At 71.0% G+C, this 22,108-nt stretch carries 24 protein-coding genes; 12 read left to right on the top strand and 12 right to left on the bottom strand.

Features of this window, described 5'->3' with window-relative positions:
- The coding region (locus ABTW87_RS29640; protein ID WP_350654702.1) for an ABC transporter ATP-binding protein at positions 1 to 776 on the bottom strand (776 nt) is incomplete at its 3' end.
- 289 nt (positions 777 to 1,065) lie between these two features.
- Between ABTW87_RS29640 and ABTW87_RS29645 the strand changes: the two genes are divergently transcribed.
- The 5 genes from ABTW87_RS29645 to ABTW87_RS29665 all read left to right on the top strand — a co-directional run bounded on the left by ABTW87_RS29645 (position 1,066) and on the right by ABTW87_RS29665 (position 7,998).
- On the top strand, positions 1,066 to 2,502 hold the full coding sequence (locus ABTW87_RS29645) for a TldD/PmbA family protein (RefSeq protein ID WP_350654671.1): 1,437 nt from the start codon (positions 1,066 to 1,068) through the stop codon (positions 2,500 to 2,502).
- On the top strand, positions 2,499 to 3,920 hold the full coding sequence (locus ABTW87_RS29650; RefSeq protein WP_350654672.1) for a metallopeptidase TldD-related protein: 1,422 nt from the start codon (positions 2,499 to 2,501) through the stop codon (positions 3,918 to 3,920). Before ABTW87_RS29645 ends, ABTW87_RS29650 begins: the two co-directional genes overlap by 4 nt.
- 263 nt (positions 3,921 to 4,183) lie before the next feature.
- Positions 4,184 to 5,002, top strand: coding sequence for a succinate dehydrogenase subunit SdhC (sdhC, locus tag ABTW87_RS29655; protein WP_350654673.1), 819 nt, complete (start codon positions 4,184 to 4,186; stop codon positions 5,000 to 5,002).
- Positions 5,003 to 5,013: 11 nt separating this feature from the next.
- Positions 5,014 to 6,930 (top strand): fumarate reductase/succinate dehydrogenase flavoprotein subunit, encoded by a 1,917-nt coding sequence (locus ABTW87_RS29660; RefSeq protein WP_350654674.1) that lies wholly within the window; start codon positions 5,014 to 5,016, stop codon positions 6,928 to 6,930.
- Positions 6,931 to 7,998 (top strand): succinate dehydrogenase/fumarate reductase iron-sulfur subunit, encoded by a 1,068-nt coding sequence (locus tag ABTW87_RS29665; RefSeq protein WP_350654676.1) that lies wholly within the window; start codon positions 6,931 to 6,933, stop codon positions 7,996 to 7,998.
- Between the two features lie 82 nt (positions 7,999 to 8,080).
- On the opposite strand, the gene ABTW87_RS29670 is transcribed toward ABTW87_RS29665, so the two are convergent.
- Positions 8,081 to 8,521 carry a (deoxy)nucleoside triphosphate pyrophosphohydrolase gene (locus ABTW87_RS29670; RefSeq protein WP_350654677.1) on the bottom strand — a complete coding sequence of 147 codons (441 nt, stop codon included), beginning with the start codon at positions 8,519 to 8,521 and terminating at the stop codon, positions 8,081 to 8,083.
- A 182-nt stretch (positions 8,522 to 8,703) separates the two neighbouring features.
- Here ABTW87_RS29670 and ABTW87_RS29675 point away from each other — a divergent pair, with 182 nt between their 5' ends.
- The 3 genes from ABTW87_RS29675 (at position 8,704) to ABTW87_RS29685 (ending at position 10,514) form a co-directional block, all read left to right on the top strand.
- Entirely contained in the window at positions 8,704 to 9,006 is a 303-nt protein-coding gene (locus ABTW87_RS29675; RefSeq protein WP_350654678.1) for a 4a-hydroxytetrahydrobiopterin dehydratase, read from the top strand.
- A gap of 399 nt (positions 9,007 to 9,405) precedes the next feature.
- Positions 9,406 to 9,768 (top strand): PH domain-containing protein, encoded by a 363-nt coding sequence (locus tag ABTW87_RS29680; protein ID WP_130320299.1) that lies wholly within the window; start codon positions 9,406 to 9,408, stop codon positions 9,766 to 9,768.
- A gap of 278 nt (positions 9,769 to 10,046) precedes the next feature.
- Positions 10,047 to 10,514, top strand: coding sequence for a hypothetical protein (locus tag ABTW87_RS29685; RefSeq protein WP_350654680.1), 468 nt, complete (start codon positions 10,047 to 10,049; stop codon positions 10,512 to 10,514).
- Positions 10,515 to 10,700: 186 nt separating this feature from the next.
- Here ABTW87_RS29685 and ABTW87_RS29690 read toward each other — a convergent pair whose 3' ends face one another.
- Together ABTW87_RS29690 and ABTW87_RS29695 are read right to left on the bottom strand one after the other, a co-directional pair.
- Positions 10,701 to 11,936: an RNA polymerase sigma factor gene (locus ABTW87_RS29690; RefSeq protein ID WP_350654681.1), complete on the bottom strand. Its 1,236-nt coding sequence runs from the start codon at positions 11,934 to 11,936 to the stop codon at positions 10,701 to 10,703.
- On the bottom strand, positions 11,929 to 12,264 hold the full coding sequence (locus ABTW87_RS29695; RefSeq protein WP_350654683.1) for a YciI family protein: 336 nt from the start codon (positions 12,262 to 12,264) through the stop codon (positions 11,929 to 11,931). Before ABTW87_RS29695 ends, ABTW87_RS29690 begins: the two co-directional genes overlap by 8 nt.
- 417 nt (positions 12,265 to 12,681) lie before the next feature.
- Between ABTW87_RS29695 and ABTW87_RS29700 the strand changes: the two genes are divergently transcribed.
- Entirely contained in the window at positions 12,682 to 13,125 is a 444-nt protein-coding gene (locus tag ABTW87_RS29700) for a hypothetical protein (RefSeq protein WP_350654684.1), read from the top strand.
- A 70-nt stretch (positions 13,126 to 13,195) separates the two neighbouring features.
- Here the strand turns inward: ABTW87_RS29700 and ABTW87_RS29705 are convergent, their stop codons facing one another.
- The gene (locus ABTW87_RS29705) at positions 13,196 to 13,693 is read right to left on the bottom strand and encodes a hypothetical protein (protein ID WP_350654686.1); all 498 of its coding nucleotides are present in this window, start codon (positions 13,691 to 13,693) and stop codon (positions 13,196 to 13,198) included.
- Between the two features lie 197 nt (positions 13,694 to 13,890).
- Positions 13,891 to 14,556, bottom strand: coding sequence for a hypothetical protein (locus ABTW87_RS29710; RefSeq protein ID WP_350654688.1), 666 nt, complete (start codon positions 14,554 to 14,556; stop codon positions 13,891 to 13,893).
- Between the two features lie 321 nt (positions 14,557 to 14,877).
- Here ABTW87_RS29710 and ABTW87_RS29715 point away from each other — a divergent pair, with 321 nt between their 5' ends.
- On the top strand, positions 14,878 to 15,747 hold the full coding sequence (locus tag ABTW87_RS29715) for a S1 family peptidase (RefSeq protein ID WP_350654689.1): 870 nt from the start codon (positions 14,878 to 14,880) through the stop codon (positions 15,745 to 15,747).
- Between the two features lie 109 nt (positions 15,748 to 15,856).
- Here the strand turns inward: ABTW87_RS29715 and ABTW87_RS29720 are convergent, their stop codons facing one another.
- From ABTW87_RS29720 to ABTW87_RS29740, 5 genes are all read right to left on the bottom strand, one after another.
- Complete coding sequence (locus ABTW87_RS29720; RefSeq protein WP_350654690.1) at positions 15,857 to 16,219, bottom strand: cupin domain-containing protein; 363 nt, start codon at positions 16,217 to 16,219, stop codon at positions 15,857 to 15,859.
- 91 nt (positions 16,220 to 16,310) lie between these two features.
- Entirely contained in the window at positions 16,311 to 16,949 is a 639-nt protein-coding gene (locus ABTW87_RS29725) for a histidine phosphatase family protein (protein WP_350654692.1), read from the bottom strand.
- A gap of 1 nt (position 16,950) precedes the next feature.
- A complete protein-coding gene (locus ABTW87_RS29730; RefSeq protein WP_350654693.1) occupies positions 16,951 to 17,487 on the bottom strand; it encodes a dihydrofolate reductase family protein in 537 nt (178 codons plus the stop codon).
- Positions 17,488 to 17,628: 141 nt separating this feature from the next.
- On the bottom strand, positions 17,629 to 18,471 hold the full coding sequence (locus ABTW87_RS29735) for an SDR family oxidoreductase (protein ID WP_350654695.1): 843 nt from the start codon (positions 18,469 to 18,471) through the stop codon (positions 17,629 to 17,631).
- A 34-nt stretch (positions 18,472 to 18,505) separates the two neighbouring features.
- Complete coding sequence (locus ABTW87_RS29740) at positions 18,506 to 19,576, bottom strand: MBL fold metallo-hydrolase (protein ID WP_350654696.1); 1,071 nt, start codon at positions 19,574 to 19,576, stop codon at positions 18,506 to 18,508.
- 149 nt (positions 19,577 to 19,725) lie between these two features.
- Between ABTW87_RS29740 and ABTW87_RS29745 the strand changes: the two genes are divergently transcribed.
- On the top strand, positions 19,726 to 20,271 hold the full coding sequence (locus ABTW87_RS29745) for a hypothetical protein (protein WP_350654697.1): 546 nt from the start codon (positions 19,726 to 19,728) through the stop codon (positions 20,269 to 20,271).
- Positions 20,272 to 20,446: 175 nt separating this feature from the next.
- Positions 20,447 to 20,833: a hypothetical protein gene (locus ABTW87_RS29750; RefSeq protein WP_350654698.1), complete on the top strand. Its 387-nt coding sequence runs from the start codon at positions 20,447 to 20,449 to the stop codon at positions 20,831 to 20,833.
- 24 nt (positions 20,834 to 20,857) lie between these two features.
- On the opposite strand, the gene ychF is transcribed toward ABTW87_RS29750, so the two are convergent.
- The gene (gene ychF / locus ABTW87_RS29755) at positions 20,858 to 21,943 is read right to left on the bottom strand and encodes a redox-regulated ATPase YchF (RefSeq protein WP_350654700.1); all 1,086 of its coding nucleotides are present in this window, start codon (positions 21,941 to 21,943) and stop codon (positions 20,858 to 20,860) included.
- Positions 21,944 to 22,108 lie beyond the last annotated feature (165 nt).

Consider the following 22,108-nt stretch of genomic DNA (forward strand, 5'->3'; position numbering starts at 1 on the left):
GTGTACGGATGCTGCGGCCGCCGCAACACCTGCTCCACACTCCCGTGCTCCACCGCCCGACCCCCGTACATCACCAACACCTCGTCAGCCACCTGGCTGATCACGCCCAGATCGTGAGTGATCATGATGATCGCGGAGTGGAACTCGGCCTGCAGGTCGGCGAGCAGATCGAGGATCTGCGCCTGCACGGTGACGTCCAGCGCAGTGGTGGGCTCGTCCGCGATGAGCAGGGCCGGGTCGTTGACCAGCGCCATCGCGATCATCGCCCGCTGCCGCATCCCACCGGAGAACTCGTGCGGATACTGATCGAACCGCCGCCCCGGCTGCGGAATCCCCACCCGGCCCAGCATGTCCACCGCCCGCTGCCGCGCCTCGCGCTTGCCGGCCTTCGGGTGGTGCACCCGGTACGCCTCGGCGACCTGCCGCCCCACCGTGTAGTACGGATGCAACGCCGACAACGGATCCTGGAAGATCATCGCCATGTCCCGGCCGCGCAGCCGGCGTACCGCCTCTTCCGGCAGGCCGACCAGCTGCCGGCCGCCGACGGTGATCTCGCCGGTGATGGTGCTGCGCTTCGGGTCGTGCAGGCCGAGGATCGCCAGCGACGTGACGCTCTTTCCGGAGCCGGACTCGCCGACGATGCCGAGGGTGCGCCCCCGCTCCACGGCGAAGGACACCCCGTCGACCGCGCGCACCACGCCGTCGGTCGTGTCGAACCGCACCCGCAGGTCACTGACGCGCAGGTACGGGCCCTCGCCGGACCGCGGCTCCGGCACGCTCGGGAGGCCCCCGGCCTGCGCCGACTCCGGACTGCCCACGACCGCCTCCCTCGGTTTGATGTAGGGAACCTACAACAGAACTCAGAGGGTGAAAATAAGCTACAGGGCCCCGGACTGTCAGCGGGCCCCAGCGTAACGACTGGGCAAAGCCCCCGACACCCCTCGCCGCCCTTGGTCGACTCGGGACGCGGCATGTCGCGGCATCCCTTCGACGGTGACAACCCGACATGCCGCATCCCGGACCAGAGGGAGCACGGATGTCGGCCGGCTCGCCTAGGGTCGGCCCATGACCGAGTTCGACGCGGCGTCCGCAGCCGTCCAGGCCGCCCTCGACGCGGGCGCCCGGTACGCCGACGCCCGGGTGATGCACCGGCGCTACGAGTCGATGTCGGCCCGCAACGGCGACATCGAGGAGCTGACCCAGGACGAGAGCCTCGGGCTGGGGGTCCGGGCGCTGGTCGGGTCGAGCTGGGGCTTCCACGCCGTCCCCGACCTCTCCGACGCCGCCGCCCGTGACGCCGGCCGGCGCGCCGCGGCGATCGCCGCCGCGAGTGCCCGCGTCCCCGGCCCGCCGATCGACCTGGTGCCGGGCCAGCCCGTCACGGCCAGCTGGGCGTCGGCCTGCGAGGTCGATCCGCTCGGCGTGCCGCTGTCCACCAAGGGCGACCTGCTGGTCGAGGCCACGAAGCTGATGGCCGACCACGGGGCCGACGTCGCCGAGGGGCTCTACCAGGTCTGGGACACGGCGAAGTGGTTCGTCTCCAGCGAGGGCCACCGGATCGACCAGCGCATCCGCGAGTGTGGCGGCGGGATCTCGGCGACCTCGATCGGTGCCGGGGAGACGCAGCGCCGGTCGTACCCGAGTTACCGGGGCCAGTACGGCACGACGGGCTGGGAGCTGGTCGACTCGCTCGACCTGACCGCGCACGCGGCGCGGATGGCGGAGGAGTCGCGGGCGCTGCTCAACGCGCCGCTCTGCCCGGCCGGTGAGACCGACCTCATTCTCGGCGGCGAGCAGCTCGCCCTCCAGATCCACGAGTCGGTCGGGCACGCCATCGAGCTGGACCGGATCCTCGGCTGGGAGGCCGCCTTCGCCGGCACGTCCTGGTTGGACCTGGCCCAGCTCGGCTCGCTGCGGTACGGCTCGGAGCTGATGACCATCACCATCGACCCGACGATCCCCGGCGCGCTCGGCAGCTTCGGGTACGACGACGAGGGCTCGCCCGCCGTCAAGCGGGACGCGGTCCGCGAGGGACGCTGGGTGGGCGTGCTGGCGGGGCGCGACTCGGCCGCCGTCGCGGGCCTCGACCACGGCGGCAGCGTCCGCGCGGACGGCTGGGCGCGGCTGCCGATGGTGCGCATGACGAACGTGGGGCTGGAGCCCGGGCCGCACACCCTCGACGAGATCGTCGCGGCCACCGAGGAGGGAGTGCTGATGGACGTCAACCGCTCCTGGTCCATCGACGACAAGCGGCTCAACTTCCAGTTCGGCTGCGAGATCGGCTGGGAGATCAGGAACGGGAAGCGGGGACGGATGCTGCGCAACCCCACCTACACCGGCATCGGCCCGCTCTTCTGGCGCTCGATGGACATGCTGTCCAACGAAACCGTCGCCTGGGGCACGCCCAACTGCGGCAAGGGGCAGCCGGGCCAGGTCGGTCACACCGGCCACCCGGCCGCGCCGGCCCGCTTCCGCAACGTCCGGGTGGGGGTACGCGCATGACCGAGCTGGATCTCGCCGGTCAGGTGATCGAGCTGATCCGCCGTCTCGGTGGCCCGGCCGCCGAGGCCGAGGCGGTGGTGACGCGGGCCGGCCTGGCGCTGACCCGGTTCGCCAACTCCTTCATCCACCAGAACGTCGCCGAATCGGGGGTCGGGGTGCGGCTGCGGCTGCACGTCGACGGGCGGACGGCCGCCGGCAGCGGCAGCGTCGTCACGCCCGACGGGCTGCGCGCGCTGGTCGAGCGCACCCTGGCGGCCGCGCGGCTCTGCCCGCCCGATCCGGCCTGGCCGGGGCTCACACCGCCGACACCGGCCCCGGTCGGCCCGCCGCCGGACGAGGCGACCGCGTACGCGGAGCCGGACGAGCGGGCCGAACGGGTCCACGCGTTCGTTGCCGCGGCCGGCGGGCTGGAGACCGCCGGCTACTGCCGCACCGGCCACCTTTCGTCGGCGTTCGCCAACTCGGCCGGCCACTCGGCGCAGGGCCGCACGGCCGAGGCGGCGATGGACGGCATCGCCCGCACCGGCGCCTCGGACGGGGTGACCCGGCTGGCCGCCGACCGCCTGGCCGACCTCGACGGCTCGGTCCTCGGTGCCCGCGCCGCCGCCAAGGCCCGCGCGGCGGCCGATCCGGTCGAGCTGCCGCCGGGCCGGTACGAGGTCGTCCTGGAGCCGGCCGCGGTCGCGGACCTGCTGGAGAACCTCGCCTTCTACGGCTTCAACGGCAAGCGGTACGCCGAGCGGCAGTCCTTCGCCGAGCCGGGCGCCGCCCAGTTCGACCCCGCGGTGACCCTGGTGGACGATCCGCTCGGCGGCTCCGGGCTGCCGTTCGACGTGGAGGGCACGCCGCGCGAGGCGCTGGTCCTGGTCGACGCGGGCACCACCCGCGCCGTCGCCCACGACCGGCGTACGGCCGCGGAGGTCGGCGCGGCCCCGACCGGGCACGCCGCCGCGGGCGCCGCCACCTGGGGCCCCATGCCCCGCAACCTGCGCCTGGCGCCCGCGTCGGACCCGCCGGCACCCACCGCCCGGGCCCAGGGCGGCTCGGGCTCCGAATGGGTGGGCGACGGTGACCTGTCCGGGGCGGTGGTCGACCCGGACATCGCCGCGCTGGTTTCCGGCGTCCGCCGGGGCCTGCTGGTGAGCGACCTCTGGTACACGCGGGTCCTCGATCCGAAGAGCCTGGTCGTCACGGGCCTGACCCGCAACGGCGTGTGGCTCGTGGAGGACGGCGTGGTCACCCGGGCGGTGCGCGATTTCCGATTCACCGAGGCCTACCCGCGCGCGCTCGGCCCGGGTGCGGTGCTCGGTGTGGGGCGCCGGCCGGCGCGCCAGCCGGACCGGGTCGACGGCGTCTGGTGGGAGGCACCCGCGCTGCGGCTGGCCTCGTGGAACTTCACCGGCGGCGCGTCCGGCTGACCGCCGTCGATTCCCGGGTGAAGTTCCTAACATCCGGACATCGATCTTCCTCCGAGGGGTTTCCTGAGGCGGGGACACACGGGACACTGCCTTGCGCGGACGGCTCGCGAAGATCGGCGTAACGTGTGTCACTTAGCTGCGCCGTATCGCCGGCGTGGGCGTTGGTGTGCGCATGACGTTGGCAAGCGGGTGCGGCTCAGCCGGTCCGGTTGCCTACCGGAACTTGATCCGCAGCCCGTGAGGGGCCCGTCAGGGAGAGAAGAATGACAACTACGGCAACGAGGCCGGGAGGACCGGGTGCGCGGCCGCGCGCCGCCATCTCGGCGAGGACGTTGCGTACGGACCGCTGGTGGGTGCAGCCCGCGATCATCGCCGCGATCCTGCTCTTCTTCATCGTCTACTCGACGATCCGCATCTTCATGGCGAAGTGGTACTACGTCGAGGACTTCCACTACCTCACGCCGCTGTACTCGCCGTGCGTGTCGAGCGAGTGCGTGCCGGGCTCGTCGCACTTCGGCACCTGGTTCGGCGCGTTCCCGTTCTTCCTCCCGCTCGGCATCATCGCCTTCCCGATCGTGGCCGGGTTCCGGGTGACCTGCTACTACTACCGCAAGGCGGGCTACCGGTCGCTCTGGGCGTCGCCGCCGGCCTGCGCGGTCACCGAGCCGCACAAGAAGTACACCGGTGAGACGCGGTTCCCGCTGTTCGTCATGAACTGGCACCGGTACTTCTTCTACCTCGCGGCGCTGATCCTGCTGGTCAACATCTACGACGCGATCCTGGCGTTCCGCGGCCCGGACGGTGGCTTCGGCGTCGGTCTGGGCACGCTGATCATCCTGGTCAACATCGTCGCCCTGGCCGGATACACGCTGTCCTGCCACGCCTGCCGGCACGTCATGGGCGGCCGGCTCAAGCACTTCTCGAAGAACCCGATCCGCTACCGCTTCTGGACCTTCGTGTCCAAGCTGAACGTCCGACACGGCACGTTCGCCATGGTGTCGCTGTTCACGGTGCTCTTCACCGACTTCTACATCATGGCCGTCGCGGCCGACTGGATCACCGACCTGCGGTTCATCAACTGAAGGCCCCTGACATGACCACTACCACGCGAATCGAACGACACCACTACGATGTCGTCGTCATCGGGGCCGGCGGCGCCGGGCTGCGGGCGGCGATCGAGGCCCGGCTGGCCGGCAAGAAGACCGCCATCATCTCGAAGTCGCTCTTCGGCAAGGCGCACACGGTGATGGCCGAGGGCGGCGCCGCCGCCGCGATGGGCAACGTGAACAGCCGGGACAGCTGGCAGGTGCACTTCCGCGACACGATGCGCGGCGGCAAGTTCCTCAACAACTTCCGGATGGCCGAGCTGCACGCGAAGGAGTCGCCGCAGCGGATCTGGGAGCTGGAGACGTACGGTGCGCTCTTCGACCGCACCAAGGACGGGAAGATCTCGCAGCGCAACTTCGGCGGCCACGAGTACCCGCGCCTGGCGCACGTCGGCGACCGGACCGGCCTGGAGCTGATCCGCACCCTCCAGCAGAAGATCGTCTCTCTGCAGCAGGAGGACAAGCGCGAGCACGGCTCGTACGACGCGCGGATCCGGGTCTTCGCCGAGACCACCGTCACCGAGCTGCTGCTCGACGGCGACCGGGTCGCCGGGGCGTTCGGGTACTACCGGGAGTCCGGCGAGTTCGTCCTCTTCGAGGCGCCCGCCGTGGTGCTGGCGACCGGTGGTGTCGGCCGGTCGTACAAGGTCACCTCGAACTCCTGGGAGTACACCGGGGACGGCCACGCGCTCGCGCTGCGCGCCGGGGCGAATCTCATCAACATGGAGTTCCTCCAGTTCCACCCGACCGGCATGGTCTGGCCGCCCTCGGTGAAGGGCATCCTGGTCACCGAGTCGGTCCGGGGTGACGGCGGTGTCCTGAAGAACTCCGAGGGCAAGCGGTTCATGTTCGACTACGTGCCGGACGTGTTCCGCAAGCAGTACGCGGACAACGAGGCCGAGGCGGACCGCTGGTACGACGACCCGGACAACAACCGGCGCCCGCCGGAGCTGCTGCCCCGCGACGAGGTGGCCCGGGCGATCAACAGCGAGGTCAAGGCCGGCCGGGGTACGCCCGCCGGGGGCGTCTACCTGGACATCGCCTCCCGGCTGCCGGCCGAGGAGGTCCGCCGCCGCCTCCCGTCGATGTACCACCAGTTCAAGGAGCTGGCCGACGTCGACATCACCAAGGAGCCGATGGAGGTCGGCCCCACCTGCCACTACGTGATGGGTGGCGTCGAGGTCGACCCGGACTCGGGCGCGGCGATCGGGCACGTGCGCGGGCTGTTCGCCGCCGGCGAGGTTTCCGGCGGGATGCACGGGTCCAACCGGCTCGGCGGCAACTCACTGTCCGACCTGCTGGTCTTCGGCAAGCGGGCGGGCGGCCACGCCGCCTCGTACGCCGACGGCCTGGCCTCGCGCCCCCGGGTCCCGGTGACGGCCGTGGAGGCCGCGGTGGAGACGGCCCTCGCGCCGCTGCAGCGGGACACCGGTGAGAGCCCGTACAACCTCCAGCAGGACCTCCAGGCGGTGATGGGCGACCTGGTCGGCATCATCCGGCGCGAGAACGAGCTGGTCGACGCGCTGAGCCGGCTCGGCGAACTGCGCGAGCGGGTGGCCAAGGTCAGCGCGGCCGGCGGACGTCGCTACAACCCGGGCTGGCACCTGGCACTGGACCTCCGCAACATGCTTGTCGTCTCGGAGTGCACCGCGAAGGCGGCGCTGGAGCGGCGGGAGTCGCGGGGCGGCCACACCCGGGAGGACCACCCGGCGATGGACCCGGCCTGGCGGCGGGTCAACCTGGTCTGCTCGCTGGAGGGCGACACCGTGCGACTGGATCGCAAGCCGTTGCCGAAGATGCGCCCGGAGCTGGTCGCGCTCTTCGACCGCGCGGAGCTGGCCAAGTACCTGACCGACGAGGAGCTGACGGAGTTCGACGCCCTCGCTGAGGAGGCGGGCAAGTAGATGGGCACCAAGAGGCAATTCCGCATCTGGCGGGGCGACGAGACCGGCGGCGACCTGCAGGACTACATGGTCGAGGTGAACGAGGGCGAGGTGGTCCTCGACGTCATCCACCGGCTTCAGGCCACCGACGCGCCGGACCTCGCCTGTCGCTGGAACTGCAAGGCCGGCAAGTGCGGCTCCTGCTCCGTCGAGATCAACGGCAAGCCGAAGCTGGCCTGCATGACCCGGATGTCGACGTTCACCGAGGACGAGACGATCTCGGTCACGCCGCTGCGGACGTTCCCGGTGGTTCGGGACCTGGTCACCGACGTCTCGTTCAACTACGAGAAGGCCCGGGAGACCCCCGCCTTCGCGCCGCCGCCGGGGGTGGCCCCGGGCGACTACCGGATGCAGCAGGTCGACGTCGAGCGCTCGCAGGAGTTCCGCAAGTGCATCGAGTGCTTCCTGTGCCAGACGGTCTGCCACGTCATCCGGGACCACGAGGAGAACAAGCCCGCCTTCGCCGGGCCCCGGTACTTCATCCGCGCGGCCGAGCTGGACATGCACCCGCTGGACGCCAGGGACGACCGCAAGGAGTACGCACAGGCCGAGCAGGGCCTGGGCTACTGCAACATCACCAAGTGCTGCACCGAGGTCTGCCCCGAGCACATCAAGATCACCGACAACGGGATCATCCCCATGAAGGAGCGGGTCGTCGACCGCAGGTACGATCCACTCGTGTGGCTTGGTAGCAAGATCTTCCGGAGGGGTCAGGTGCCTCAGACCAGCGTGACCAGCGAGCACTCCCCGGGCGCGGTGCACGCCCACGCGGCGGGCCCGGCCGGGCTCCACTCGCACGCGGGTGGCTCGCACGACCCGCAGGCCGAGGTGCAGGCGCAGCAGGGCGTCAACTGGCACCGCGAGGTGCCGAAGCCGACCGCCCCGGCGGTCGACGCGTCCGGCAAGCTGCCGCTGACCGAGCTCACCTTCGACCGCGCGGCGGCGCCGTCCCCGTTCGGCGACGACGTGACGTTCCCGCTGCCTCCGGAGCACCTCAACTTCGCGCATCCGGAGCAGGACAAGCACTGAGAGCATCGACGATGACGGGGGCCACGGCAGATGCCGGCGGCCCCCGTCCGTTTTCGGACCGGCCTTCCGGTTCGCGGGCGGGTCAGCGGGCGGCCAGGAGGGGGCGGAGTGCGGCGACGATCGGCGCGTCGGCGGGTAGCCACGTGACGCTGTCCAGTTCGGCCGCGGACAGCCAGCGCAGCGCCGAGTGCTCCAGGGCCTGCGGCTGGTCGCCGTGCAGCAGGCGAGCCGCGTACACCTTGAGCACCGAGCGGCCGTGCGCCATCCGGACGTTGCGGCCGACCCGGTCGCCGATCTCCACCCGGACGGCCAGTTCCTCGGCGCACTCGCGGACCAGCGCCGCCGTCTCGCTCTCCCCCGGCTCGACCTTGCCGCCCGGGAACTCCCACATGCCGGCCACCTCCGGCGGGGCGGAGCGGGCGCAGGCGAGCACCCGTCCGTTCTCGATGATCGCCGCGCCGACGATCACCTTCAGCTCTCGTCGCTCGACCCGCCCACCGTCGTTAGCCCGTTCGGTCCGCACGGGCGTCCAGCGTGCCAGATCAATCGGCGGTTTGGGTACCGTGGCCGACCGTCAGGCCAGGAAGACACGGAAGTGTGGCCGTGGACACACTCACCGTACGGCGAAAGACTAGGGCCACCGGCAAGACACGGGATGGCGACGGTTTGGCCACAAGCCGGCAACGGCGCCTGGGAGGTGTGGTGATGCGCGTGCTGTTCGGGCGGGGGAAGCACGACTATCTCAGCGACGCGTTGGCCCTCCTCCCTGGGTGGACCCGGGAAGGCGAGCAGATCCGACGCACTCTCGTGATCGACGACTCGCAGCACGCGGCCCTCACCGAGCGGGTGAAGGTGGTCGCCGACGCACTGCACCTGCGTCCGGAGATCAGCCGCCGCGCCGACCAGACGCAGATCCGGGTCGGGCACGGCAACGCGCCGCTGACCGAGGGCGAGGTCCTGCTGGCGGCCCGCATCGAGGACGCGTACCGCGCGGTCACCGAGTCCTGACCGCCGTGGCCGTGCGGACCAGCCACGTGGCGCAGTTCTTCGGGGTCCACGGCGGCTGGCGGGGCGAGCCGGTCGGCCGGGGCGACGGGGAGTTCGTCATCGCCGCCCACCGCCTCTGATCTCGGGGCCCCGGAGACTCAATGCGCTACGCAGCAGCGGCGATGGACAGACGCCTTTGGAGCTGATGTCGTGGGTGAGTTGGGCCGGCAGGCGTTCTGCGTTGCGGAGCCCGTCCCGGCGTCGGACCGACCAGGGCGTCCAGCCGATGTCGTCAACGGCTCAGATCCAAAGGCCCTCGGGCAGGGCAAGTCGCCTCCCGCCAAGGGCGCGAGCGGCCCTCGTTCCGACGGCCCCGCATGTTGATCTTGAATGTGGCCGGGCGGGCCTACGCTGGCAGTCATGGCGAACGCGACGTACGACCGCAAGGAGCAGTTCCAGCAGATCCAGAGCGGCCTGCTCGAAGGTGAGCAGATCATCGCCGTCTACGACGCCGTGGGCACCGGCACCGGCTTCATCGGCCTCACCGACCGGCGTGTGATCATCCAGGACCGCTCGTTCATCGGCAAGCGGTACGCGATCACCAGCATCCCGTACTCGAAGATCACAAGCGTGAGCGTTGTCAGCAACAAGTCGTGGGGCGGCTCGTTCTTCTCCACCGGCGCCATCGCAATCCACGTCGGTACGCACACCTACGAGGTGGAGTTCCGTGGCGCCCAGAAGAGCCACCACGTCCACAACGTGATCCTGCACTACATCAGCTGAGCCGGTCGGCACTGGTTGTCATTCGATGCCAACCAGTTGACTCTCCGTGCCGGCTTGGGACGGGCGAACGCGGCCACCTACCCCCATCGGGAAGCCAGCACCAAGGTTCTGCTGCCGACACAGCAGTGGGCGGACTCAGGGCATCTATACATCGCCCGCCTCGACCCGGCCCCGGTCTACGCGGCCTTTTCGCCGGCGCGAGAGCCACTCGGGACGGTCCGCACGGAACCATCGGAGCCCTCCGGCGTCGGTATCGTCACCCCATTCGGAGAAAGGACGTGGACGTGAGACGAGCCGCCGCGAAAGTTTTGGCCGCACTGACAACCGCCCTGGCCCTGGTGGCCGTCTTGGGAGTACCCGCGCAGGCGTCACCGCCCGCGAAGATCGAGCGCTACCTCTTCCTCTCCAACAACCCACAGCGCGACGGCGGATACGCCACCCTGGTCAGCCCGTCCCGGCGGATCTACCTGGCGCAGGACACCTACCGCTGGGTCGAGCACTGGACCCTCAGCAAGCAGTCGGAGGTGAACATCTTCCTCGCCGCCGGCTACTACCGCTGGAACTGCGAGGTCTGGCCGAACTCACAGGGTAGCAACTGGTACAACAGCCGCTGCTGGCTGAACCGGGAGTCGAACAACAGCTACGCCTACACGCCGACGATCGCCTTCAATGCCGACAGTTCCGCTAGCTACAACAGCATGACCGGCCAGTACTTCAACTGGATGAGCACGCTGACCCGCCTCTAACGGTCGCCGAGGCCCGGAATGACACCGGGGCGTCCGCATCGTCCGGACGCCTCGGACCGCATCGGTCCGAGGCGGCACTCGATCGCCCCCGTGAGGCGGGCCTCGGCCGCCCGGTGCCGCTGCTCGCGGGCCTGGTGGTCATCGCCCGGGGGTCGTGAAGCACCCCGATGACGGCCGGGCAGCCGGTCAGCTCCGTAGCCGGGCGGCGCGGTCCAGCAGCGCCCGGCGCTCCGCTCCGGTATGCGCGGCAGCGGCCTCCTCGAACAGGGCTGCCGCCCGCTCGGTGTCGCCGCGGCGGGCGGTCAGGTCGGCCTCGACGGCCAGCACCAGCGGGTACCCGTCCAGGGCGCCGCCCGCGCGCACCGCCGCGAGCAGCATCAGCCCGGCCTCCGGCCCGTACGCGTAGCCGTGGGCGACGGCCCGGTTCAGCTCGACCACCGGTGACGGCTGGATGCCCACCAGCCGGTCGTACGCCCGGGCGATGGCCGGCCAGTCGGTGGCCTCCGCGGCGGCGGCGGTGGCGTGGCAGGCGGCGATCCGGGCCTGCAGGGCGTACGGGCCCTCGCCCGCCCTGGCCAGCGCGGCGAGGCCCTCGGCGATGGCGGCCTGATCCCATCGGGACCGGTCCTGCCGGTCCAGCGTCAACAGATTGCCGTCCACGTCCCGCCGGGCGTCGCGGCGGGAGTGGTGCAGGAGCATGAGCGCCAGCAGCCCGGCGACCTCCGGCTGCCCCGGCATCAGCCGGTCCAGCAGCCGTGCCAGCCGGACCGCCTCCCCGGCGAAGGCCGGTCGCCCGTCGGCGTCGTAGCCCCGGGTGAAAAGCAGGTAGAGCACGGCGAGCACGCCGGGCAGCCGCTCGTCGAGACTGCGCCCGGTCGGCACCCGGTACGGGATCCGCGCCGCCCGGATCTTCGCCTTGGCCCGGGTCAGTCGCCGGGTCATCGTCGCCTCGGTGACCAGGAACGCCCGCGCGATGTCCGGGGTGGGCACCCCGCAGACGGTACGCAGCGTCAGCGCCACCCGCGCCTCCAGCGCCAGGGCCGGGTGGCAGCAGGTGAAGACGAGCCGCAGCCGGTCGTCCACGATCTCCCCCTCCCCCGGCGTGGTGTCCGCCGCCGCTTCGGACGGCGCGAGCGCAGCCAGCTCGCGCAGCTTCCGGCGTTCGATGTCGGCCCGGCGCAACATGTCCACCGCGCGGTTGCGGGCGACGGTCATCAGCCAGCCGCCCGGATTGGCCGGCACGCCGTCGGCCGGCCACCGCTGCACGGCGCTCGCCAGGGCCTCCTGGGCACAGTCCTCGGCCAGCGTCCAGTCCCCGGTGATCCGGATCAGCGTGGCGACGATCCGGGCGTACGCCTCCCGCCCGGCGGTGGCGACGGCCGCACCCGCCGCCACCGCCCGGTCGTGCGGGCTCTCATTCATCCGCTTCCACGAGCGGCCGCAGTTCGATCCGCCCGCCCCGGGACATCGGGTGGGCGCGCGCCACCTCGATCGCCTCGTCCAGGTCGGCGCACTCCAGCAGGTCGAAGCCGACGATCACCTCCTTGGTCTCGGCGAACGGACCGTCGGAGATGAGCAGCTCACCGTTGCGGACCCGGACGGTGGTGGCGGCCGAGGGCTCGGCGAGGCGGTCACCGGTCAGCCGCCGCCCCCGGCTGTCGTTCTCCGCCACCCAGGCCTCGATGTCGGGCCAGTCGGCCTGGTCGGTGTCCGGCTCGGTGTCGCTGCAGACGAACATCAAGTACTTCACCGTGTGCTCCTCTCGTGGGGTGTCATCAGGTTGACGAACGGGCACCCGCGTTCCGGACCGTCGGCCGTCAAATTTTCGCGTAGATCGTGGCGGGGTCGTCGGCCACCCGGTCCAGGAGCCCGCCCCCGCGCCGGAAAAGTCTCACAGCAAACGTGTGCCGCCGGATGGACATGGACGAAGGCGTACCGGTCCTTGAGGTCCGCGACCAGAACGATCAGATCCAGCTCCATCCCGGCGACGAGGTCGAACTGATCCGTCCGGTCGACTAAGCGGACCGCCGTTCGGCGGGCAGCCGGGGTGGACGCCGAGGGCTAGGCTGTGCCGCACTCGGCGGGGGTGAGGTCGTGAATCGACGGGTGCGGCAGGTGGCCGTGGCGCTGCTGGGCACCGTGCTGGTGGGTGCGGCACCGCCGCCCGGTGAACGGGCGACCGTGCGACGGATGGCGCGTCGATCGGGACGGGTTGCGCGCCACGCTCACCCAGCACCCCACCGGCACGCAGCTCACGGTGATGGCGACCCCGCCCGCCGCGCTCCAGGTCGCCACGGTCGGCGGCGCGCTGCTCGGGGCACTTCTCGGGGCGGGACTGTTCCTCCTGCTGGCCCGCACCCGCCGGCAGCCGCTCGTCCTCGCCCTGTTTACCGTCGGCCTGCTCCCGCCTGCGCTGGCCACCTGGTCCGACCTGCGCACCGACGGGCTGTCCGCACCGGCCTGGCCGATCTGGCCGGCGTTGGCACCCGTACTCGTACCGTGGCTGCTGATCGCGCTTGTCGCCGTGGCCTTCCTCGCCCGGCCCGCTGCCCGACCGCCGGACGTCGTGCCGGCCGGAGCGCCCGGGCCGACCATTCGATCGGCTCCATAGCTCCGGTCAGACGATGCGTGCGGCGGCCACCGGCCTGCGGGGAGACACCCCCCGCAGGCCGACTCGGACGTCAGGCGCGGGCGTTGTAGACGCCGGTGCAGTACGCCAGGTCTCCCTTGACGAGGCACACCTTGACGGCGACCGGCGTGTTCTCGGCGATGTTTCCGGTGACCCACCCCGTGCAGTACGGGGAGTTGTGACCGCGCGTCGACGCGACGCGATCGGTCTGCTGGAGGCCGCCGGACGAGCCGATGTCCATCCGAATCTCGACGCCGAACCCGTCGGCGCTGTCGTCACACGCACCGAGGGCGTCGCCGGGTGCGCCGTAAGCATCGGGATCGGCACGGAACTCGCCGTCGCCGACCTTCTCGTTCCAGCCGTTACGGATAGTGATCTTGATGGTGTTCGACTCGGCCGGGCCGGAGCCGTGGTACCACCTCGAAACCTCGATCTTGTAGTCGGACGGCAGTACGGCCAGCGCCGGTGACTGGCCGGCCACCAGCGTGAGAGCGGTAGCGACCAGCGCCGCCAGCACCATCCGGGCGGATGAGAGCACCTTGCGATTCACGTCGTCTCCCTTACTCGGAGCCGGACACCACGTGCCCACGCCCCCGTGCGTTCCGGTAACGGATCCTCGACCGGCGATCGCGACGGCGACCAGCGCCTGCCCATGACCGCCGACCGAATGACCATAAAGGACGGTTGCTCGAAGATCAAGATAGCTATCGATACCCACCAGGCCCCGACCGGCGCTCGGCCGGCTCCCTAGTCGAGGCGGAGCGACACCGCGATCTGCCACAGGGCGAATAGCGCGAAGAACACCGTCCCGAGCAGCGAGAGGTACACCAGCACGCTGGGAGCGCCGGGCTCCGCGAACAACCGGCTGTAGGCGTACACGAAGAAGGCCACCGGGCCCGCGAAGATCAGGCCGACGTACGCGACGGACCCGGCGGCCATCAGCCCCTGCACCGACGGCCGGGACGTGAACAGGTCCAGCTCCATCGTTATCGAGAACGGGTTACCGACCGGCAGCAGCAGCTCGTGGAGGCGGCTGGCCGCCATCCTGGGGTAGCGCTGAAAGTGGATCTGGTTGACCACGCGGCGGTACAGCAGGGTGGCGAGGAACGACGAAACCATGCTGGCGAAGAGGTACGCCGCCGCGACCGGGAGGAGGCTCCGGATGAACGACAGGTCCTGGAACTTCGCCCCGAGCAGTTCCAGCTCCCGAACCGCGCCCCGGCTGAGCACCTCGAACAGCGCACCGATGCCGAAGAACAGCACGAGTTGCTTGTTGATGAGCCGGCTGTGGTAGCTCGCCTGGTCCAGCAGCCTCGCCAGGTAGAGCCGCAGCCCCTCCTCGTCGAGCTTCGGATCGGCGAGCATCTCGCTGACCCGACCACTGATGGACCGGGCGGAACCGTTGTTCGCCAAGGACGACCCACCTCCCTCACCGTACCGATGAGGTCAGCCTGACCGGCCGCCCGCCGGACGGGCGGCATCCGGCGTCGTCCGGCGTTTCGACCGGATAGCCGCACGAAGCGGCGCCGTCCCTGACGCGAACCTTGTCGGGGTCGTCCTGCCTGTCGAAAGTTGCACGTTACCCATCCGAACCCTTGCATTGGTTATCGATCAGCGCCGATACTCGCTGAATCGTCGTCAGGAACACGGGATCGACGGCCCGGCTGGTGCGGCTCCTGACGACAGCGCGGAGGACCCGCAGACCCGGGCCCTCGCAGCTCCGAGGAGGAGACCGTGAGAACCACTCACAGCCGCCCGATCCCCCGATCCGTCCGACTACTCGCAATCGCCGTCGGCGTGGTCGCCACCGCGGCGTTCGCGCCGCCCGCCGCGGCCGCCCCCGCCCAGGCGTACAGCGCCAGCCAACTCTCCGCCGTCAGCGCAGCCGTCGACCGGTCGGGCGTCGAGGGCATCGCCTGGTACGTGGACGCCGGCTCCGGCCGTGTCGTGGTGACCGCCGACAGCACCGTCTCCGCCGCCGAGATCGCGAAGATCCGGCAGGACGCCGGCGGCAACGCCGGCGCCATCCGCGTCCAGCGCACCCCCGGCGTCTTCACCCGGCTGCTCTCGGCCGGCGACGCCATCTACGGCAGCGGCTACCGCTGCTCACTCGGCTTCAACGCCGTCAGCGGCGGCACCTACTACTTTCTGACCGCCGGCCACTGTGGCGACGTGGTGAATACCTGGTACACCAACTCCAGCCAGACCACCGTCATCGGCCCGACCGTCGGCTCCAGCTTCCCGGGCAACGACTACGCGCTCGTCCGCTACGACAACACCTCGCTCAGCCACCCCGGCGGCTTCACCGTCGCCGACGCGTACGTCGGCGAGTCCGTCAAGCGCACCGGGTCGACCACCGGCACCCACAGCGGAACCGTCACCGCGCTCAACGTCACCGTCCGCTACATCGGCAGCGGCACCGTGCGAGGCATGATCCAGACGACGGTGTGCGCCGAGCCCGGCGACTCCGGCGGCCCGCTCTACGACGGCACCAAGGCGCTCGGCATCACGTCGGGTGGCAGCGGCGACTGCCAGCGTGGGGGCACCACCTTCTACCAGCCGGTCCGCGAGGCGGCCGACAAGTACAAGGTCAGCCTGCTCTGATCCACCATCCGGTGCCCGGCCGGCCGGCTCCTCCCGCCCGGCCGGGCCCTACCGGGCAAGTGGCAGGATCCAGCCCCGGAACCGGCCGGCTGATCGCCGAGGCCGCGGCTCAGGCGTCTGCCGGCAACCAGTAGACGGAGATGGCGAGGAGCGGGTCGGGCCCGTCGTTCCGGATCTGGTGCGGCACCCGGCTCTCGAACGCCACCACGTCCCCGGCCCGGAGCAGCGTGTTCTGGTCGGCCCACGTCAGCGTGCCGGCGCCGGCCACCATGATCCAGATCTCGCGCGACCGGTGGACGTCCAGGTCGTTGGCGGTTCCCGGGGCCACCGACCAACGGGCCACCTCGAACGGAGCGGGCGTCGACGACGGGAACGGGAGCAGCGCCCGCTCCACCGGGCCACCCTCGGCGAACGCGTACCAGGGTTCGAACGGCACGGGACCGCTGGTCCGGGCCGTACTGTTGCTCGACATGCCCTCGACGATGCCGTGCGCGACACCGGGCGTCTGGCGGCTATCGGTCGTCGCGCTTCCGCCGCGCCGGCCTCCGCCACCGGCTGAACGGTCAGCGGACGTCGTTGAAACGCCGCAGGGTCCAGCGTGGCGGCGGCCAGGCGGTCGGCATGTCCTCGGCGACCCACTCGGTGACCGATCCCGGGGTCACCGCCAGGTCGAACGCCCGGAGGAGTGGCTGAGCGGCGAGCGCGTGGAACGAGCTCTCCACCGTCTCGGTGTGCCCGACCAGCACCACCGTGCCGCCCCGATGCCGATGCGCGAGGTCCATGATCGCCCGGCTGGTACGGACGACCAGTTCCGCCCAGCTCTCGTTGCCGTCCTCGAACGGCCGGAACACCCCACCCCCGTCTGCCCGGTGTTGCCTCTGGAACCGCGCCGTCGGCATGCCGTCGGCAGCGGCGGGCGTGTGCCAGGTGCACAGCCCACAGTGTTCGACCGACGCAGTGCCGAGGGCCTCGGCGATGGGCCTCGCAGTCTCGACGGCTCGCCGCAGCACCGACGAGTAGACGGCCACGGGACTCGCGCCCGCCAGTTCCTCGGTGAGCTGCCCGGCTAGCCTCCGCGCCTGCTGGTGGCCGCGTTCGGTCAGTCCGCGGCAGCCGCGGGGGCCACCCACCACGGATTCGATCTGGTGCACCGACTCACCGTGACGCACAAAGACCAGCCGGGTCCGCAATCGCGTCATCATGTCAGGACGCGGAGCGGACGACGCGGTACCAGTGCGCGGTCTCGCCGGGGAGCTGCGCCAACCGCACCCGCGTGCCGCCCGGGTGATCGAACATGCGCACCCCGTCGCCGAGCAGCACCGGAGCGAAGAACATCAGGACCTCGTCGAGCAGCCCGGCCTCGATGCACTGCTTCGCGACGTTCGCGCCGAGGACGTTCACATACCTGTCGCCGGCGGCCTCCTTGGCCTGCGCGACCGCGCTGTGCAGGTCGCCGACGAACGTGACACCCGCGGGCGCCTCGGCCGGCGGTCGGTGCGTGAGGACGAACACCGGTCCCTGGTACTGGCCGCCGAACGCGCCCTCCTTGTCGGTGCCACGATTCGGGTCGTCGCCGCCGAAGGTGCGGTTGCCGACCAGGAGCGCACCGACTTCGGCCAGCAGGCGCTCCGCCGTCGGGTTCGCACCGCCGACGTGCTCCGTGAGCCAGGACATGTCACCGCCGGGGCCCGCGATGTAGCCGTCGAGCGAGGCCGTCGCCGCGTACAGCACCTTGGCCATGGTTCTCCTTCCGCCGTTGCGTCAGTCAATACGACGATCGGCGGCGGGCGAAATCATCGACGCGCCCGGCTTACCGCAGGTCGGGTTGTCACCGGCGCCGCGACACCCCGACATGCGGAAAGTCGAGTTGATCTTGCCGGCCTACCCGCCGAAGTTGGCGGCATGGTCGCGGGCCCACTCCGCGAAGGTACGAGCCGGTCGGCCGGTCACCTCCGCCACCGTGGTCGTCACCGGCTCCGGCTCGTCGACCAGGCTGGCCCAGTACGCGAGCATGCCCTCGACCAGAGCCTCGTCACCGAAGATCGACAGCAGCTCCGCGCGGGCCTCGTCGAGCGGTTGCTCCTCGAAGCGCACCGGCCGCCCGATCGCCGCGCCGATGAGCCGCGCCTGCTCCGCCTGGGTCACCACGCCCGGGCCGGTGAGCGCGTACGCCTCACTCGTGTGCCCCGCCTCGGTCAGCGCCCGCACCGCCACGTCGGCGATGTCCGCCTCATGGATCAGCGACCGCGCGGCCCGGGCGTACGGTGCCCGCACCACGCCTTCGGCGCGGATCCGCTCCGCCCAGCCGAGCGTGTTGGCGGCGAACCCGCCGCAGCGCAGAAACGTCCAATCCACACCGGACTTCTCGATCAGCCGCTCGACCGTGCCCCATACGGTGTCCGGTCCGTCCGCCGCCTGGAGCGCTGACAGATAGACGACCCGGCTGGTCCGGGCCGTGATCGCCTCGACCGACGCCGCCGCGCCCTCGGGAGAGAGCGACGGCCACAGCAGGAACACCGCCGCCACGTCCGCCAGCCCGGCCGGCAGCGACTCCGGGTCGGTCAGGTCGCCGCGAATCACGGTGACGTCATCGGGGAGGTCGGCGCTGGCCGGATCACGGGTGAGGGCGCGTACCGGCACGCCCGCCTGCCGCAGCCGATGCACCACGTGCCGGCCGACATTTCCCGTTGCGCCGGTGACCAGAATCGTGTCGCTTGTCGTCATGCGACCGATGCTCGTACCTGAAGTGGGCTTCAGGTCAATCCCGGTCCGGCGGCTGCTCCTGGATGTAGCCGGTGGCGGGGTCGATCATCGCGAGGAAGGCGCGGATGTGCTCTTCCATCTCAGCCCGGGTCCTCGGCGGGTCGGCGCGCCCGGAGACGCCAAAGCCGTAGTCGTGCGGCCCGCTGAGCCAGTCGAAGTCGTACGAGCCGGGGCTGTCGGCACGCACCCGCACACGGAAGTCCTGCCCGTCCACCGTCAGCAGGACCGGGTCACCCTGGTAGCGGGGCCTCGAGTCCTCCGGTGCCAGGCCCGGCTCCGGCTTCCTCGGCATGCCTGCTCCCCTCCCTCTTCCGGCCTCGGCGGGTGACTCGAGTTCGACGGCGAGGCCTTCCTCGGCCGCCAGTACGGCACCGCCGAACTCGACCCGCGCCGCCGACACAGCGGCTGACCGGTCGTTGCCCGGCCAGAAGTGGGTGAGCATGAGCCGGCGGGCGCCGGCCCGACGAGCCCAGCAGCCGGCCTCGCCCGAGGTCAGGAGATTACGGGTGGAGCGGCTTGTCTCGCCTACCCGGTCGGTCGCCTCGACGATGAACAGGTCGGCGTCGCGGCCGAGTTCGGCAAGCACCGGGGACGGGCCGGTGTCCCCTGAGTAGGCCAAAGCTGTTCCGTCGGCCTCGAGGCGGATGCCGGCGTTGGGAACGAAGTGCGGGAGTGACAGTCCGGTGAGGTCGAAGGGGCCCACCCGGTAACGGCCGGGCAGCGGGTGCACGTCGAAGACGGCGTGCAGGTCGACGTCCGGCTCCAGGCCGCTGATCCTCTCGAGCACCCCTGGCGGGCAGTACAACGGCAACCGCGGCCCACCGGGCTCGCCGTAGTACCGCCACCGGAACAGCCCGTGCAGGTCGACGCAGTGATCAGCGTGTTCATGGGTGATGGCGACCGCGTCCACCCGGCCGTCCGGCCAGTGCGTCAGCAGTCGCGGCAACGTGGCGTAGCCGAGGTCGAGCACCAGGCGGAAGCCGTCCCAGTCCACGGCGAACCCGCTGCAGGCACGGCCCGGCTCGGGAAAGGCACCGCAGCTACCGAGCACGGTGAGCTGTCGCATCCGCACAGGATCGCAGACAGCCCCGGCCACCCGAGAGGCCGCCAAGGACCGGGAGAAGGCGCGTACCACGCCTCAGCACGCTGCGCGTTGGCGTCGATCAGTGACGAGGCCGAGATTGCCGTGTGACGCGTCGGTGAGACCGTCGGAAGGTGGCCGTCCAGATCTTGACGAGAATGCAGCGGCCTGCCGCCTGCCTCACCACAATGCTTCTCATCCTGGTCGGTATGGCCGCTTGCACGCCGGCGACCGAGGGCATCACCGGCGTGACGACGGACCGCGACGGGCGACTGCTCGCGGCCCTGGCCTGGTGCGCGGACCGGCCGCCCGACTCCGTCGTACTCCGTCCCGCAGAGGCCTCCGCCCCGCCGACCCCGTCCGGCGAGGCGGCGTCACCGACGAACTGGCCGCCATGGCCCCGGCAGGAGTATGCCGTGCCGCGCGACGCAACATCGCCGACCACCCTGCGCCTGACCGGGTTGTCACCAGAGCCGCCCCTCGATCCGCACACCACGTTCGAGCTGTACGGGCTCCCCGAGAACCGCAGCTTCGTAACGCGCCCCGTGACCTTCCGGCTCACCGAAGTAGCCAGCCTGCACGCCGGATCGGTCCTGATCATCGCGATCGTCAATAACGACGAGGTGCAGCGCACCGTCAGCATGGAAGAGTTCGCGCGGCTCGGCCGGGACGAGTGCTGACCCCGGCGGGCGGCCAGGGCAGCCCGTACGGCCGGGACCGGGATGGACTCTCCTGCGCTTGCCCGGTGCACCGTCGCCCTCAGAGCGGACGGGCCCCGGAGTGCTGCGTGTCAGATCGGTATCGGAAGCTCCGCGACGCTCCCCCCACGGTATGCCGGCCTGCGAAAGTGCCGCCATGACCGACTGCCGGGCCGACGGCACCGTCGCGCCGGTGCCCGCCATCAGACTGCGGCTCGTAGTGACGGCCTTGACCTCGGCTGTCGTGGGCCCGGTGCTGCTGTTGTACGCGTGGCTCCTCGTCTGGTATAGCCCCGAGATCACCAACCCCGGCGGGTGCCCCAACGAGTCCCCGTCCCGGGGACCGGGCAACGGCACGCTCGTCTGGGTCCTGGCCTGCGCGGCAGGCGTGGCAGGAGCGCTGTGCTTGGGCATCGCGCTGGCGCGGACGAACAAGTATCGAGGTTGGTGGCCGTGGCTGTTGGCTGGGGTGGTGATCCTGGCCGCCGGTTCGCCCGCGGTAGCGGGACTGCCGGCCGCGGCCTGGTGTCCGCCCCTGCCATAGCGAGGGTGGATCTGTCAGCCACGCTCAGACGTTGAAGCGGAACTCCACGACGTCGCCGTCCTGCATGACGTACTCCTTGCCCTCGATGCGGACCTTGCCCGCCGCCTTGGCCGCCGCCATGCTCCCGGCCGCGACCAGGTCGTCGTAGGAGACGACCTCGGCCTTGATGAAGCCGCGCTGGAAGTCGGAGTGGATGACACCCGCGGCCTCCGGCGCGGTCGCGCCGACCGGGACGGTCCAGGCCCGCGCCTCCTTGGGGCCGGCGGTGAGGTACGTCTGGAGCCCGAGCGTGCGGAAGCCGACGCGGACCAGCTGGTCGAGCCCCGGCTCGGACTGCCCGATCGACTCCAGCAGTTCGCGGGCCTCCTCCTCGGGCAGGTCCACCAGCTCGGATTCGATCTTGGCGTCCATGAAGACGGCCTCGGCGGGCACGACCAGGGCCCGCAACTCGTCGAGGAACTCGGCGTTGGCCAGCTCGGCCTCGTCGACGTTGAAGACGTACAGGAACGGCTTGGTGGTGAGCAGGTGCAGCTCACGCAGGTGTTCCAGCTCGACGCCGGCGGCGGCCGCCCCCGCGTACAGGGTGGTGCCGCCGTCGAGGACGTCGACCGCGGCCTTCGCGGCGGCCAGCGCGGCGGCCCGGTCCTTGCGGAGCTTGGCCTCCTTCTCCAGCCGCGGCACGGCGCGCTCCAGCGTCTGAAGGTCGGCGAGGATCAGCTCGGTGTTGATCGTCTCGATGTCGTCGGCCGGGGAGACCTTGCCGTCGACGTGCACCACGTTCGGGTCGGAGAAGGCGCGGACGACCTGGCAGATCGCGGAGGCGTCCCGGATGTTGGCGAGGAACGCGTTGCCCCGCCCCTGCCCCTTGGAGGCGCCGCGCACCAGCCCGGCGATGTCGACGAACGACACCGGCGCGGGGATCACCTTCTGCGAGCTGAAGATCTCGGCCAGCCGGTGCAGCCGCTCATCCGGCAGGCCGACGACCCCGACGTTGGGCTCGATGGTGGCGAAGGGGTAGTTCGCCGCGAGCACGTCGTTCTTGGTCAGGGCGTTGAACAGCGTGCTCTTGCCGACGTTGGGCAGGCCGACGATGCCGATGGTGAGACTCACGACGGGCCAGCTTACGCCGCCGCCCGGCGACGGCCGGCACCTGCCTCGGTTTCCGCCGACACGCCGGGCGGGCTCAGCCTGAATCCACCGGTACTCGGCTTGGGTGCGGGCGTGTCGAGTGAATGAGGGTGCTCCTGACCAGGAGGATCACGGTTACCACACCAA

The organism is Micromonospora sp. NPDC126480, assembly GCF_040302465.1.
GTDB lineage: Bacteria > Actinomycetota > Actinomycetes > Mycobacteriales > Micromonosporaceae > Micromonospora.